A 13897-nucleotide genomic window follows, 5' to 3' on the forward strand; every position below is an offset into this window, starting at 1 on the left:
CGCCCGCAGGCGGCCCGTCGAGTATGTCTGAGCACAGCACCCCCTGTGACTGCTCTCTACCCCACAGCCCCGTTGTACTCCCGCATGGTCGCCTCGGCGCCTCGCTCAAGGACGCTGAGCGCCGCCTGGGCCGCAGTCGGCAGGGAAGCCTCGAACTCCTCCCATGCCGCACCCTTGAGCGGCTGCAGGACCCAGTCGGCTGCGTCCATCCGACCCGGTGGACGGCCCACACCCACGCGCACACGCAGGTAGTCGTCCGAGCCGAGCTTGTCGTGCAGCGACCGCAGTCCGTTGTGACCACCGTGGCCGCCGCCGCTCTTCACGCGAACGTCCCCGGCCGGCAGGTCGATGTCGTCGTGGATGATGACGATCTCGCTGACGGGCACGCCGTAGTGCTCGGCGAGTTTCTTGACTGAGGCGCCGGAGAGGTTCATGAACGTCTGCGGCTTGACCAGCACCAGCTCGCCCTCGCCCACACGCACGACAGCGACCTTCGCGCCCCTCTGGTCCTTCCAGTAGGTTGCGCGAAGGTTGTCAGCAAGCAAATCGATTGCAAGGAAACCCGCGTTATGGCGGGTCCGTTCATATTCAGACCCGGGGTTGCCCAAGCCTACGATCATCTGCGTCACAGCTGTTACTCGTCCTGCGCCTTCTCACCGATCACCTGCGGCTGGACGACCTCGGTCTCGGAGACCTCCTCGACTTCGACGTTGGGCGCCATCACGGATGCCACGAGAGCATCGGCGTCGTCCAACAGAGTCACGCCTGCGGGCGCGACGATGTCGCGCACGTGCAGCGAATCACCGACCTCCAGAGCAGCGACGTCGATCTCGATGCCCTCCGGCAGGTTGCCGGGCTTGGCCTCCACGCTGAGTTCATGCAGATCGACGTTGAGGACGCCGCCGGCCTTCACGCCAACGGAGTCGCCGACGAAGTGCAGAGTGATGGTCGCGTGCACCAGCTTGTTCATCGAAACGGCGAGGAAGTCGACGTGACGGATCATGCCCTTGGTGGGATGCGTCTGCATCTGGCGAATCATCGCATGGATCGGCTTCTTCTCGCCCTCGACCTGGAGTTCGACCACAGTCGAGCCGGCCGCGTGGTGGGCCAGGAACAGTTCGAAGTCGTGACGGCTTACTGAGACCGCGAGCGCCTCGCGACCCGCGCCGTAGACAACGGCCGGAATCGCGTCACCGGCTGCCATCCTGCGGTTGGCTTTGCCGATGATGGTGCGCGGAGCAACGGACAGGTTGATGCTACTCATGCTCTTGGTGTCCCTTCCGTGGTCGGCTGCATCTCGTAAGGAGTATGTTCCCCCGCGACGACGGTCGGCCTTGCTATAGTTGAAAATCCGGATCGAAGAGCTCGGAGACCGAGTCATCGTTAAACACGTTCTGGATGGCGTGCGCGAAGAGCGGGGCCACCGAAAGAACGTGGATTTTTCCTATCTGATGTTCCTTGGGAACCGGGATCGTGTTCGTCACGACTACCTCGACGATCGGCGCGGCGTCCAAGCGATCGTATGCCGGCGGAGAGAAGATGCCGTGGGTGGCGGTGACGTAGACCTTCTCGACGCCGCCATCGATGAGTGCCCTGGCACCAGCCGTGATCGAGCCCGCGGTGTCGATCATGTCGTCGGCCACAATCGCGATCTTGCCGCGCACGTTACCGATGACGCTCGTGATCTCGGAGACATTGTGTTCCGGCCGGCTCTTATGCATGATCGCCAGGTCGGCGCCGAGCATATCGGCCAGCTTCTTGCACGCCTTCGCACGGCCGACATCCGGTGATACCACAACAAGATTTTCGAGCTTCATGGACTCGAAGTAGTCGGCAAGAATCGGCAGTGCGGTGAGGTGGTTCACCGGCTGGCTGAAGAATCCCTGGATCTGGCCCTGGTGCAGGTCCATCGTGATCACCCGGTTGACGCCCGCAGCGGTCAACAGGTCGGCCACGAGTCTCGCAGTAATCGGTTCACGTGCAGCGGACTTCTTGTCCTGGCGGGCGTAGCCGTAGTGCGTGATAACCGCAGTGATGGAACGGGCCGAGGCACGCTTGGCGGCGTCGACCATGATAAGAAGCTCCATCAGCATCGCGTTCACGGGCGCGCAGATCGACTGGATGATGAAGACGTCGGCGCCTCGGACGCTGTCCAAGTACCGGACATAGATCTCACCGTTGGCGAACTTGCGAATCTTGACCCGGCCCAGCTCGACGCCCAGGTGCTGTGCAGCATCCTCGGCAAGTTCGGGGTTGCTCGTCCCTGAGAAGAGCATCATCCGCTTGGTGTCCTCGGCCATGTGCTGCTTAGCTCCGTTCCTTCTGGCTTTCCGTCACTTAAGGTGCGTCTTGCCTTTGCGTGCGGCGGTGACGCCAATCTTCGACGTTCACCTGCTCGCTGCGCTCGACTCCCAGCGCATTTGCAGGCACATCACGGGTGATCGCACTGCCCGCCGCCGTCACTGCGCCCGCCCCGACCGTAACCGGTGCTACGAGCATGGTATCAGAGCCGACGAAGGCTCCGTCGCCGATAACGGTCTTATGTTTTGAGAATCCGTCGAAGTTGCACGTAATCGTCCCCGCGCCGATGTTCGCGCGCTCGCCGATATTCGCGTCGCCGATGTAGGACAGGTGCGGCACCTTGCTGCCCGCGCCGATGGTGGAGTTCTTGATCTCGACGCAAGTGCCGGCCTTCGAACCCGCCTCAAGCACGGTTCCGGGACGGAGGTAGGCTACCGGACCCACCTGGGCCCCGCGCCCGACCTTCGCGCCGATGACCACCGAGGAGTCCACCGTCGCGTCCTCGGCGATGGTAGCGTTGGTCAGGCGCGAGTTGGGTCCGATCACAGCGCGGTCGCCCACCGTGGTGGCCCCGGCAAGAAACGTCATCGGCAGCAACTCCACGTCGACCCCGAGAACCACATCGGGACCGATCCACACGAGATCGGGGTCGGTCATCGTGACGCCAGCGAGCATGTGGCGGCGGTTGATGCGGCGCTGCGCGATCCTAGCGACGTCTGCAAGTTGCACCCGTGAGTTCACGCCCAGCATCTCGGATGCTTCGTCGGAGATGCTCGCTGAGACCGTGAGTCCCTCGGCGTTGAAGACGGCGACCATATCGGTGAGGTAGTACTCGCCCTGGGAGTTCTCTGTCCCGAGCCGGTCGAGATGCGCGAACAGGACAGCGGCGTCGAAGCAGTATGCTCCCGTGTTGACCTCGGTGATAGCGCGTTCGTGCGCAGTTGCATCCTTCTCCTCGACGATGCGGCTCACGCCACCGTCGCGCATATCGCGGACGATGCGGCCATAGCCGTTGGGATCGGCGAGTTGTGCGGTCAGGACCGTCAACGCCGCACCGCTCGACTCTCGCATCGCAACAAGCCCGGAGATGGTCTCGGGCCGGATCAGAGGCGTATCGCCCGACAGCACCACCAACGACCCCGTGAAGCCATCCAGCGCATGCTTGGCGCACATGACAGCGTGCCCGGTTCCCAGCTGGCGGTCCTGCAGGACCGGCTCGGCATCGCCGATAAGCGTCTCGACTGTCGCAGCACCGTGCCCGGTGATGACGATGATCCGCTGGCACCCGGCATCCCTCGCCGCCTCGATCACCCAGTTCAGCATCGGCCTGCCGAGGATCTCGTGCGCGACTTTGGGTTTGGCGGAATTCATCCGGGTACCTTCACCGGCCGCGAGAATGAGTGCGGCTGCGCTCATGTTCAGCTCCTCCTCTTCTCCGAGCGAACAAGACGTGCTCGTCCGCGTCGTGGCTGGGGCACTAGGGGTCGAACCTAGATTCCGGGAACCAAAATCCCGTGTCCTGCCATTAGACGATGCCCCAACAAGAAATCCGCGTGCGCACGAAGGCCGCAGTGCAGTGTAGAGTCTCAGCCGCTGATCAGTCCAGCAAAAACACTTCGGCGTCGACAAGCTGTTCCTGAGTTGCGGAGTTGAAAGCCTCAATCCCGCCCTCGGCGGCAAACTGTGCGAGCACGGCCTGCTGGATGTCGTTTCTCGTCTCGACGTTGAGCGGGTGACAAATATCGCGGAAATCGCCATTCGGAAGTTTGCGCGAAGGCATGGCCACGAACAGCCCTTTGTCCCCGTTCACAACACGCAAGTCATGAACCGCGAAACCGTCGTCGATCACGATACTCGCCAAAGCACACACCTTGTTCATCGCCACCGGCCGCAGCACAACTTTTGTAACTCGCATTGCTCCCCTCCCATCACCGGCTGGCCCCCTCGCCGGTTCATCCCAAGACCCACGTCTAGCCTGGTTCACTACCCGCGTCCAGTGTGCGCTGATAGAGCACCCTCTCGGTCACCACTACGTCGATCGGCTTGTCGACATCCGCGCCGATGGAGGCGTAGCTCGTGTAGACCGCTGCACACTTCGCGCCCATGAGCTGGCCCATCTTGCGCTCCACGTCAGCCACTCGAAGCTGCCCCGTGACGTACTTCACGATGAACGGCACGCCGATGACCCGTGCCATGGCCACTGGGCTCTTGCGCGTATCGAACAGCCGCTGGCCGATCTCCTGGTTGCGCTGTACCAGGCCAGGCGACAGGAGCATCATGTTGCCCCCTGTGACCTTGCCGCCCGCCACCTTGACGTAGGTGCGCTGCGACCCGGGGAACTGCGCTTCCATGTCCACCTCGCGGATCAGCGGATAGCTGAAGTCGGAGCTGGAATCAAACGAACGACGCACAAAGTCATCGATCGCCTCAGGCGTCACCGCAGGTATGTCTCCCGTGAGGGCAAGAACGTGCCGACCGCTTCCAAACGACTCGACCCCCGCGATCAGGTTGCCGATGATGGAGTCGTCAGAGACCACCAGGTGATCCACCATCGAGGCCCACGAGCCAAGATTCTCACTGGTCGGCAGAACCACGGAGATTTCCGCGACCGTGTCGGCAGAGTGCAGGGCCTCGACCACCCACTGGATCATCGGCTTGCCCGCGATCGGCACGAGACCTTTGACGCCGACCGTGGGATCGACTACCGCTCCGTCACCGCCCGCCAGAACCGTCGCGTCGACCTTCACTTCAGCACTCCTCTTTGTAGGCAACTGTCACACCTGCAGTCCTTGTCGTTGTCGAGGTGCCCCAACACCCCTGCGCGCGCACGGTCTTCGCGATCTTCTCGGCGACATCCGCGTTTTCGCATATCGCGAACACAGCCGATCCACTTCCTGCCATCGTCACACCGAGAACCCCTTCCACGGTGCGCATCCATGCTATCGCGTCTGATACCTCCGGCACCAGCACAGAAGAGGCTGCGATCATGTTGTTTTCGAGCGCCGAGGCCAGCGCATGCACATCGCCAGCCTCCAACGCGACGATGAGGGCCTCGGGGTCACGCGCGGGCGCGGGCTCCCGGTCGAAGGCTGCGTAGGCCGCAGCTGTGGAGACTGCCGCAGCCGGTTTGACCAGCGCGATGTAAACCTCGATGGACGGCAAGAGCTTCGCGAGTTCATCGCCGCGGCCGATCATGAGCGCTGCGGCGCCGGCGAGAAAGAACGGGCAGTCAGCCCCGAGACTGCGGGCAACACTCATGCACCGGGCGTCGGCAGGATCGATACGCGCGTTGACGGCCATGCCGGCGATGACGGCCGCCGCATCCGACGACCCGCCGCCCAGACCCGCGCCAGCGGGAATGCGCTTTTCGAGATGAATCGCCAACGGCTCCTGCGGGCCGAACTCTCTCGCGAAAGCGACAGCCGCCCGGTACGCGAGGTTCTTCTCAGCGGGGATACCAAGGTCCACGTCGCACGAGAACGAAAGCCCCTCCGCAGGGCAAAGTGTCACCGTATCGGCCAGAGCGAGGGCGTGAAGAACGGTCACGACCTCATGGTAGCCGTCAGAACGTACGGGGCCAACGCTCAGGTGGAGGTTTATCTTTGCGGGAGCGGTGATTGCGAGGGGTTGGATCATCGGCGACACTGATCCGGAAATGGAAAGGGCGCCGACGCCGACATGCGGCCCCGCGCCCTGTGTATACCTAGATGCTGCACCCTGCGGCCTAGTTTAGCCAGGGAAGCAGGTTCTCACCGCTCTCCGCGTGGGTGAGCTCAACCGTGCCGGTGAGCACGTCAACGTACTGGTACGACGCCCGCGCAAGCCGGTCGCGCTTCTCCTGCACTTCGACGACGAACAACGCCGGATGAGTCTGCATGAGCGTGCCCTCACGCTCGACGATTTTGGACCGGCCCATGTTCGCGCGAACGCGAATGCGGCTGCCGGTGAGAGTCTCAAGGTCGGTACGAATTCGGCCGACGACTTCGGCCTGATGAGCAAGATCCATGAAAAGAGCCTCCCTCTGATTTGAGGTGGCAGTATACCCCAAAGTGCGCCCAATTACTAGCCCAATTTAGAACGGTCGGTCAGTAGACCTTCTAGCGGGAAGACCGAGCACGATGCGGAAGGGCCACTCCCCCGGCGACAAACGCCTCCGCAAGCTCCAGATAACGCTCGGGCGGCAACGTCTCTGCGCGCGCGGAACCGTCGATGCCGGCCGCCGCAAGTATCCCGTCCAGCGCAGCCCCGTCGATGCCGAGGGATGCCTTCAGGGAGTTGCGCAACGTCTTGCGACGCTGAGCGAAAGCGGCGTCGGCAACGCGCGCCGCGGCGTACAAGAGCGCAGGATTCTGGGCGAGGGGGCTGCGATTCAGGCGAAGGACCGCGGAGTCGACACGCGGGGGCGGCAGGAAGCAGCCACGCGCCACACTGAAGCGTCCCACGGGCTCGGCGAGCAGGCGAAGCTTCACCGTGTAGGCACCGTAGTCCTTGGAACCGGGTACCGCCGCCATGCGGGCCGCGACCTCGCTTTGCACCATGACTGTGGCCGAGCACAGCGCCGGTAGCTCCTCGAAGAAGCGCAGCACGACCGTGGCCGCAACAGCATAGGGTAGGTTGGCAACGAGGGTGGTAGGGGCGCCGAAGGACTCGGCGATCGCCTCCGGTGACACGGCGACGGCATCGGCGTGCACGACGGCGAAGCGGGGGCACAACTCGGTGGTCTCGGCGAGGACGGGCAGCAGATCGGCGTCGCGCTCGACAGCCACAACGGCGCCGGCCGCAGTGCACAGCGCGACCGTGAGAGTGCCTATCCCGGGCCCGACTTCGAGAACGACCTGGTCGGGGTGCACGTCGGCAAGCGAAAGAATCCTGCCGATCACGTTGTCGTCGATAAGGAAGTGCTGGCCGAGCGACTTCTTGGTCGCAAGCCCGTGACGCGCGAGGACGGCGCGCGTTGCGGACGGCGTTGCGAGCGCGGAGTACGTCACCCTTAGTTCAGGATCAGGATGGTGACGGTACGGCGCCCCCAGGCATCGCACTCGACGAGAGAATCGAAGCACACGTCGATGCGGTCACCCTTGATCGCACCGCCGGTGTCTTCCGCAACAGCGTATCCATAGCCCGGGACGTAGACCCTAGTGCCCAGCGGAATGACCGACGGATCGACGGCGATCACACCTCGCCTTGCGAGGGTTCCGGAGGCCGTGTGCTCGTCAAGCTCCGGCTGCATGGCCGAGTATGCGGTCGCGACGACCTGGAGCGAACGCGCGTAGGCAGCCGGAGCCGCCGACGCAAGGTTGAAGTTCACGGTTATTTTCTTCGGCGCCATGGAGCCGACCACCACTACCTGATTGACCGCGGGGGTCAGCACGGTGGTTGAGAAGAGAACCTTCTCGGATTCAACGCCGTTGACGACAGTGGTGTGATAGACATTCGTCGCCACACCGTTTGCGCCGGCAACGACCTCACGCGACTCGCCAACCAGCATCTTCGGATCGCTGTCGGTCTCGGTTGCGAAAGGCACATCAACCGTGTCCTCGGTGACTCGAACGAACGAGTTGGGCAGGCTGATTATCATTCCTGAGGTGAGTTTGGCATCCAGGCCGGGCTGGACGGCCGGATTATCCGTTGGGTCGATTCCTGCCGCGACGAGCGCATCTGCGACGGTGGTTCCGACGATCCTCATCTGGACCTTCGTGCCGCCCACGTCAAGAGTGACCTGGACAGCATGCCGGAGCACTACGGTCATCCCCGGAGTGATCCGAGTATCGAGCGTCGGAGAAACAACATCGCCTTGGGAATAAGGGATACCTGCGTCCTCGAGGAAGCCTTCCACGCTGATGGCCTGGGTTTCCATATATCGAGCGCGGCCGTCGACGACGACCGTGATCTGCTTCTGTGCCCACACGAATCCGGTGAAACTGATTACGACGATGAATGCTGCGACGAAGGCTACGATGATGTTCTTGGTCCTCGAGGATCGTGCCGAGCAAGTCGGCTTGTACCTCATTCAGGCCTCTCTGGCCGGAGACATTTCAACCGTTCAGTAACGAACGCGAGGCAAAATGCTAGCCCTACGAGAACCATCATGCAAACCCGCAGGTCGCCACGAATAGACATTCCGAACGCCCCGCGATTTTCGACAGAAGACCCCAGCGAAGGCGCACCACAGTCAGCAGCAGCGGCTCACAACCCCTGGTTTCTGTCAACGCCATCCACCGAAATGCGCGCCTCCAGCACGGCCAGCACGAGTTCGCGGCCGATCTCCTCGGCGCGCGAAAGAGCCTCGGGGCGCTTTGCGATGTCGGTCGGCTCGTCAGGGCCGACCACCTCCAACACGTGGTCCACAGAGACGCCGAGAACCGCGAAGACGCTCTTGGTGGGAGCGATCGCGCACCCGGTGCCAAACGGATCGCCTCCCCCGCCGACGACGAGTGCCGCACCCGGCCGCTTGTAAGCGCGCGGCGGCTCGCCGAGCACGAAGCGGCGCACCCAGTACGGCTGGCAGCGGTCGTAGAGCATCTTGAGGACGGCGGGCACCGTCGCGAAATACACAGGCGTGGCCACAATGACGGCCTCTGCCGAGTCGAGCTCGGAGTAGACGGCTTCCATGCCGTCGTGCTTAATGCAGCACCCACCACGTGAGCACGCGTTGCAGGCGCCGCAGGCGCCAATGTCGGCCTCCATGGCAACGAGCTTCACCGGCAAGCCGCCAGCCACCTCAACGCCGCGCATGAGGGCGTCCAGCAGCCCCTCGCTGTTGCCGTGCCGCCGACCGCTGCCGGCGATGCAGAGCACCCGCGGAGCGGCCGGTGCGCTCATGAGCGCACCCCGTCGAGCAGGCGCAGCGAGCTCGCGTATGTCGCCGCCGCAAAGGTGACCGGGTCCTCGCCGCGGGCCTCGGCCATCTTCGCCGCCGAGAACACCACGAACGCGGGCTCGTTCTTGCGCCCCCGAAACGGCTCCGGCGTCATGAACGGGCAGTCCGTCTCGGCGAGGATTCTGTCCAGCGGGACGACGCGAGCAGCCTCAAGTACCTCTCCAGCCTTCTTGAACGTGACAGGACCAGCGAAGCTCACCATGCACCCAAGGTCGAGAAACGCGCCGAGAACATCGGGTCCGAGCGTGTAGCAGTGCAGGATGCAGCCCGCCGAGGGCAGACCAGCCTCGGCAAGAATGAGCAGTCCATCGTCGTGAGCCTCGCGGAGATGGATGACGGCCGGGAGGTTGAACTCGTGCGCCAACAGGAGCTGGCGGCGGAACGCATCGCGCTGCTGTTCGCGGGGCGAGAGGTCGTAGTGATAGTCGAGGCCGATTTCGCCGATCGCACACGTTTCCGCACGTCGGGCAAGGCGTACCAGTTCAGTCTCAACCTCAGGTGTAAGGTCCTTCGCGTTGTGCGGATGCACGCCCACGATGATCCGGACGCGCGGCAACGGCGCGTCTTCGCGGGAGAATCCATCCGCGGCAAGCGCTCTTTCCGCCGACGCCAACCAGCCGGGAAGATCGCCGTAGGTGCGCGACGCATCCTCGCTGGGGTCGGCGACCGTCGCGATGAAGCCTACGTGTGCCCGCGCGGCGTGCGCGAGAGCGCCTGCGGGATCCTCGAGCATATCGAGGTGCGCGTGCGTATCGGCGAGGGGGCCACCAAGTGGTGGAGCCGCGACCTCGCGGCCTTTGGAATCTGTGAACAGCGGTTCTGGCATCGGCACCTCCGTTGGTTCCTAAGCGCCCGCAGCCTCTTCGACGATCCGTTGGAAGAGCGCCTCACCCTTCACGACAGGACTGCCGACCGGCAGTCCGCCCCACTGCGCTTCCGCAGCCAGATCGGTCACGTCGAGCGGATCGCCCAGCCCAAGCCGCTCGAACACGGCGGCCGAGGTGGTCGGCATGACCGGCGCGGTGAAGAGCGCGACGATGCGGACAGCTTCAAGTGCGTTATATATGACCGCGCGAAGGCGCGGCTCAGTTTCGGGCGACTTCGCGAGATTCCAGGGCGCGGAGTCCTCGATGTAGCGGTTGGTGCGCTTGACCAGCTCCCATGCGGCCTCTAGGGCGCCCGCGTAGTCGAGATCGGCCATGCGCGCATCGTAGCGCTCGAAGAGTGCCGCGGCGATCGCCTTCATCTCGGCGTCCTCGGCGGTTTCTTCCGGAGATCCGGACGGGTCGGGCACGAGGCCCCCGCAGAACTTGCCGGCCATGTTGAACAGCCGAGACACCAGGTTGCCCCAGTCGTTTGCGAGATCGCCGTTGTATCGCTGCACCATTGAATCGACGGAGATGGAGCCGTCGGTTCCGAACTGCACGTCGCGCATGAAGTAGTAGCGGTACGCGTCGACGCCGAATCTCGCCACCAGCTCCACCGGCGCCATCGCGTTGCCGGTCGACTTGCTCATCTTCTCGCCTTTTGTGAGCAGGAAGCCGTGAGCGAAGACGGTCTCGGGAAGCGGCAGCCCTGCGGCCATGAGCATCGCCGGCCAGATCACGCAGTGAAAGCGGATGATGTCCTTGCCGACGAAGTGCATCTGCGCAGGCCAGCGGCGGGCAAACTCCTCGGCGCGCTCAGGATTGCCATAGCCAACCGCCGTGATGTAGTTGAGTAGCGCGTCGAACCAGACGTACATGACGTGGTCTTCATCGAAGGGCAGCGGGATGCCCCACGAGAATGCAGTTCGAGAGATTGAGAGGTCCTTGAGCCCGCCATTCACGAAGCTGAGCACCTCGTTGCGCCGCGTTTCGGGACGAACGAACTCGGGATGTGCCTCGTAGTGCGCGAGGAGGCGATCCTGATAGGCGGAAAGCCTGAAGAACCAGTTGTCCTCGGTAACAAGCTGCACATCACGGTTGCAGTCCGGGCACTTGCCGTCGACCAGCTGGTCCTCGGCCCAGAACTTCTCCTCGGGAAGGCAGTACCAGCCCTCATAGTGGCCCTGATACAAATCGCCCTGATCCTTGAGGAGCTGCAGGAACGCCTGAGCACCGCGCGTGTGGCGCTCCTCAGTCGTGCGGATGAAGTCGTCATTGGAGATATTGAGCATCTCCCAGGTGTCGAGGAATTTGGGCGCGATCGAGTCGACCCAGTCTTGGGGTGTCTGCCCGTTCTGCTCGGCGGCCTGTGCGATCTTCTGGCCGTGCTCGTCGAGGCCGGTGAGGAAGTAGACGTCGTCACCGCGCAGACGGCGGTAGCGGGCAAGCACGTCGGCCGCAATAGTCGTGTACGCGGTGCCGAGATGAGGCGCAGCATTGACGTAATAGATTGGTGTTGTTATGTAGTAAGAGGATTGCTGGCTCATTATGTTTCGTCGCTCCATACTGTTGGGTAGAACTGGCAGCAGAAGCGCTCATCAGAAAGCGCTCTAGGCAAGATTCTACCTGTTCTTATGATTTGCGGCGTTCACGTCGATTAGAAGGGCAACGTCGATGCATGACACAGGGATCGTCAGGCGCGTGGATGACTTGGGCAGAATCGTCATTCCGATGGAACTGCGCAAGACCCTCGGCATCAAAGTGAGGGACCCGCTCGCGATCTATGTCGAGGGCGAGCGAATCATGCTTACCAAGCACAAGGACGCTTGTTCGATCTGTGGCGAGCCGGACGCCGAGATGGTCCAGGTCAAGAACCGGCCCGTGTGCTCAGATTGCATCGCCACCGTCAAGAAAGTCTGACTTCAGCTTTGAAACATCGCACCGACGGCCGTTAGGACCGGTGCGCGATCTCGTAGACCTCGCTGCGGGGAACCCCCAGCTCTTCAGCTGCGCGGCGAACCGCTGCACTCTTGCTGAGTCCCTCATCGACGAGGGACGCCACGCGGGTCAGGACGTCCTCCGGGACGACTGACTGGCGCTCCTGTGGAACCGGAGGACCGACCAGCAGCACGACTTCACCCTTGATGCCCTCCGCCCGCTCGGCGATGTTGGCTGCCACCTCTTCAACTGAGCCGCGCACGACCTCCTCGTGCAGCTTGGTGAGTTCGCGAGCGAGCACAGCCTGCCTGCCGGGGTACGCTTCAGCTAGCGAGCCCAAGCTCGCGACCGCACGGTGGGGCGACTCGAAGAACACCAGCGTCGCGTCCAAGCCAGCAAGCGCATCGAGTTCCCGCTTGCGCTCGCCCGCCTTTCTCGGCAGAAAGCCGCCGAAGTAGAAGCGCTGCATCGGCAGGCCGCTCGAGACCAGCGCGGCGAGCACAGCCGAGGCCCCCGGGAGTGCTTCGGCGGGCACGCCCACCTCCACCGCCGCAGCGATGAGACGCGCGCCGGGATCGCTCACACCCGGCGTGCCCGCGTCGGAAACGAATGCGATCACTTCGCCGCCCAGCATACGAGCCACCAGCGCGGGCGCTTGGCGCTCCACCGTGTGCTCGTCGCAGCGCTCAAGACGCGTCTCGATCCCGAAGCGCGTCAGGAGCTTGCGTGTCACGCGCGTGTCCTCGGCGGCAATGGTATCGGCTTCGCGCAGCGCGTCGAGCACCCGGAGCGTCACGTCGCCGAGGTTGCCGATCGGCGTCGCACATACCAGAAGGCGCCCTTGGCGCGGACTGTCAGCAGCCGCGTCAGTCAACGGGAGGCCCCATCGGAGCGGGCGGCTTGCTCCACCACTCCTGCGAGTCACTCGCACCGGCCACCGGGTAGACGGCCTGTGGTGCTTCCGGCTCAAGACCGGTCAGCCGGCGGAAGAACACCGTCCACAGCGCGGACGTGAACGTACCCCAGATGGCGGTGTAGAAGAGCGAGACCACAACGAGAAGCACCACCAGAACGCATATGAGCAGGACAAGTACATTCCAGTTCTGGCCGATCGCGGCGATAACGATCGGCACGACGAGCACGAGAGCGAGCACGACGAACAGAATGCTCAACGCGATGCCGGCCGCAAAGTTGAGTCCCCAGTTGATGAGCCACATGAGGGAATGGTTCTTGATCCGCGCACGGAAAGCCTTCCAGGCTTCTCTGATCGCGGCACCCACGCGCAAATCTGAGAGCGTGACGAACCGGAGCGCTATCACGTACAGAATCCCGAGGACGAAGCTTGCGATCAACAGCACGGGAACTCCGATGGCAAGCGCGCCACAGATGGGCGCGACAATCATGGAAGACGGCTCGGCCCCGCGCAGCAGAGGGACAGCGATGGGAACCAGGATGACCGCCGCAAGGATGAGCCCGCCCAGCGCGAGCGGCAGGTTGAGCACTACCGAGAGCCCAAGAACCCGCCACAGCCGGTCAGAACCGACCCGCCACGCGGCGCCGAGTACCACGGGGCGCCCCTCCTCGGTCTCGTTGACCGCATGGATCAGGCTTGCGCGAGCGACGAGGCTAAGCAGCCACCACACCAAAGAGATGATCAGGAGAACGCCCACAACCACAAAGATCACAGGCAGCGCGCGCTGCAGAAGATCCTGCCAGTCGGTCTGTGGCAGATCGCTCAGGCCAGTACTGCTGGCGCTTGTTGACGAACTGCCGCCCGACCCGCTCGAGCCCCCCGCAGCGCTCCATCCGGTGATGCCCGCGAACATGCCCAGCACCCAGAGTGCTCGATATCGCCACGTGATTCCCCACGCCTTTTTGACTATCTCCCCGTACTTCATGTCGTCCTTTCGGT

16 protein-coding genes and 1 tRNA gene are annotated in these 13897 nt (G+C 63.5%); 1 reads left to right on the plus strand and 16 read right to left on the minus strand.

Annotated features, from left to right (window positions below):
• Window positions 1–56 precede the first annotated feature (56 nt).
• From HGA39_01600 to metG, 14 genes are all read right to left on the minus strand, one after another.
• Window positions 57–620 (minus strand): aminoacyl-tRNA hydrolase, encoded by a 564-nt coding sequence (locus HGA39_01600; GenBank protein NTW28047.1) that lies wholly within the window; start codon window positions 618–620, stop codon window positions 57–59.
• A 14-nt stretch (window positions 621–634) separates the two neighbouring features.
• Window positions 635–1264: a 50S ribosomal protein L25 gene (locus HGA39_01605; protein ID NTW28048.1), complete on the minus strand. Its 630-nt coding sequence runs from the start codon at window positions 1262–1264 to the stop codon at window positions 635–637.
• Window positions 1265–1337: 73 nt separating this feature from the next.
• Window positions 1338–2300: a ribose-phosphate pyrophosphokinase gene (locus HGA39_01610; protein ID NTW28049.1), complete on the minus strand. Its 963-nt coding sequence runs from the start codon at window positions 2298–2300 to the stop codon at window positions 1338–1340.
• A gap of 37 nt (window positions 2301–2337) precedes the next feature.
• Entirely contained in the window at window positions 2338–3717 is a 1380-nt protein-coding gene (glmU, locus tag HGA39_01615; GenBank protein ID NTW28050.1) for a bifunctional UDP-N-acetylglucosamine diphosphorylase/glucosamine-1-phosphate N-acetyltransferase GlmU, read from the minus strand.
• A 50-nt stretch (window positions 3718–3767) separates the two neighbouring features.
• Window positions 3768–3841 (minus strand) — tRNA-Gln (locus HGA39_01620).
• Between the two features lie 57 nt (window positions 3842–3898).
• Window positions 3899–4216: a septation protein spoVG gene (locus HGA39_01625; protein ID NTW28051.1), complete on the minus strand. Its 318-nt coding sequence runs from the start codon at window positions 4214–4216 to the stop codon at window positions 3899–3901.
• A gap of 55 nt (window positions 4217–4271) precedes the next feature.
• The gene (locus HGA39_01630; GenBank protein ID NTW28052.1) at window positions 4272–5048 is read right to left on the minus strand and encodes an NTP transferase domain-containing protein; all 777 of its coding nucleotides are present in this window, start codon (window positions 5046–5048) and stop codon (window positions 4272–4274) included.
• A gap of 1 nt (window position 5049) precedes the next feature.
• Window positions 5050–5937 carry a 4-(cytidine 5'-diphospho)-2-C-methyl-D-erythritol kinase gene (gene ispE, locus HGA39_01635; protein ID NTW28053.1) on the minus strand — a complete coding sequence of 296 codons (888 nt, stop codon included), beginning with the start codon at window positions 5935–5937 and terminating at the stop codon, window positions 5050–5052.
• Window positions 5938–6025: 88 nt separating this feature from the next.
• Window positions 6026–6307: a hypothetical protein gene (locus tag HGA39_01640; protein ID NTW28054.1), complete on the minus strand. Its 282-nt coding sequence runs from the start codon at window positions 6305–6307 to the stop codon at window positions 6026–6028.
• Between the two features lie 91 nt (window positions 6308–6398).
• Entirely contained in the window at window positions 6399–7289 is an 891-nt protein-coding gene (rsmA, locus tag HGA39_01645; protein NTW28055.1) for a 16S rRNA (adenine(1518)-N(6)/adenine(1519)-N(6))-dimethyltransferase RsmA, read from the minus strand.
• A gap of 2 nt (window positions 7290–7291) precedes the next feature.
• Complete coding sequence (locus HGA39_01650; GenBank protein NTW28056.1) at window positions 7292–8311, minus strand: DUF348 domain-containing protein; 1020 nt, start codon at window positions 8309–8311, stop codon at window positions 7292–7294.
• Window positions 8312–8487: 176 nt separating this feature from the next.
• A complete protein-coding gene (locus tag HGA39_01655; GenBank protein ID NTW28057.1) occupies window positions 8488–9123 on the minus strand; it encodes a hypothetical protein in 636 nt (211 codons plus the stop codon).
• Window positions 9120–10007: a TatD family hydrolase gene (locus tag HGA39_01660; protein ID NTW28058.1), complete on the minus strand. Its 888-nt coding sequence runs from the start codon at window positions 10005–10007 to the stop codon at window positions 9120–9122. The genes HGA39_01655 and HGA39_01660 overlap by 4 nt, the downstream gene beginning before the upstream one ends.
• A gap of 18 nt (window positions 10008–10025) precedes the next feature.
• On the minus strand, window positions 10026–11594 hold the full coding sequence (metG, locus tag HGA39_01665) for a methionine--tRNA ligase (GenBank protein NTW28059.1): 1569 nt from the start codon (window positions 11592–11594) through the stop codon (window positions 10026–10028).
• A gap of 127 nt (window positions 11595–11721) precedes the next feature.
• Between metG and HGA39_01670 the strand changes: the two genes are divergently transcribed.
• The gene (locus tag HGA39_01670) at window positions 11722–11967 is read left to right on the plus strand and encodes an AbrB/MazE/SpoVT family DNA-binding domain-containing protein (protein ID NTW28060.1); all 246 of its coding nucleotides are present in this window, start codon (window positions 11722–11724) and stop codon (window positions 11965–11967) included.
• Between the two features lie 31 nt (window positions 11968–11998).
• On the opposite strand, the gene rsmI is transcribed toward HGA39_01670, so the two are convergent.
• Both rsmI and HGA39_01680 read right to left on the minus strand, forming a co-directional pair.
• A complete protein-coding gene (gene rsmI / locus HGA39_01675; protein ID NTW28061.1) occupies window positions 11999–12859 on the minus strand; it encodes a 16S rRNA (cytidine(1402)-2'-O)-methyltransferase in 861 nt (286 codons plus the stop codon).
• The gene (locus tag HGA39_01680) at window positions 12852–13883 is read right to left on the minus strand and encodes a hypothetical protein (GenBank protein ID NTW28062.1); all 1032 of its coding nucleotides are present in this window, start codon (window positions 13881–13883) and stop codon (window positions 12852–12854) included. Before HGA39_01680 ends, rsmI begins: the two co-directional genes overlap by 8 nt.
• Window positions 13884–13897 lie beyond the last annotated feature (14 nt).

The sequence above is a fragment of the Coriobacteriia bacterium genome, from assembly GCA_013336165.1.
Classification (GTDB): domain Bacteria; phylum Actinomycetota; class Coriobacteriia; order Anaerosomatales; family JAAXUF01; genus JAAXUF01.

Coding starts and splice junctions, on each gene's coding strand:
- ispE (NTW28053.1), bottom strand. CDS start 5,937: ATGATCCAACCCCTCGCAATCACCGCTCCCGCAAAGATAAACCTCCAC.
- HGA39_01670 (NTW28060.1), top strand. CDS start 11,722: ATGCATGACACAGGGATCGTCAGGCGCGTGGATGACTTGGGCAGAATC.
- HGA39_01640 (NTW28054.1), bottom strand. CDS start 6,307: ATGGATCTTGCTCATCAGGCCGAAGTCGTCGGCCGAATTCGTACCGAC.
- glmU (NTW28050.1), bottom strand. CDS start 3,717: ATGAGCGCAGCCGCACTCATTCTCGCGGCCGGTGAAGGTACCCGGATG.
- HGA39_01625 (NTW28051.1), bottom strand. CDS start 4,216: ATGCGAGTTACAAAAGTTGTGCTGCGGCCGGTGGCGATGAACAAGGTG.
- HGA39_01650 (NTW28056.1), bottom strand. CDS start 8,311: ATGAGGTACAAGCCGACTTGCTCGGCACGATCCTCGAGGACCAAGAAC.
- HGA39_01680 (NTW28062.1), bottom strand. CDS start 13,883: ATGAAGTACGGGGAGATAGTCAAAAAGGCGTGGGGAATCACGTGGCGA.
- metG (NTW28059.1), bottom strand. CDS start 11,594: ATGAGCCAGCAATCCTCTTACTACATAACAACACCAATCTATTACGTC.
- HGA39_01660 (NTW28058.1), bottom strand. CDS start 10,007: ATGCCAGAACCGCTGTTCACAGATTCCAAAGGCCGCGAGGTCGCGGCT.
- HGA39_01610 (NTW28049.1), bottom strand. CDS start 2,300: ATGGCCGAGGACACCAAGCGGATGATGCTCTTCTCAGGGACGAGCAAC.
- HGA39_01605 (NTW28048.1), bottom strand. CDS start 1,264: ATGAGTAGCATCAACCTGTCCGTTGCTCCGCGCACCATCATCGGCAAA.
- HGA39_01600 (NTW28047.1), bottom strand. CDS start 620: ATGATCGTAGGCTTGGGCAACCCCGGGTCTGAATATGAACGGACCCGC.
- HGA39_01655 (NTW28057.1), bottom strand. CDS start 9,123: ATGAGCGCACCGGCCGCTCCGCGGGTGCTCTGCATCGCCGGCAGCGGT.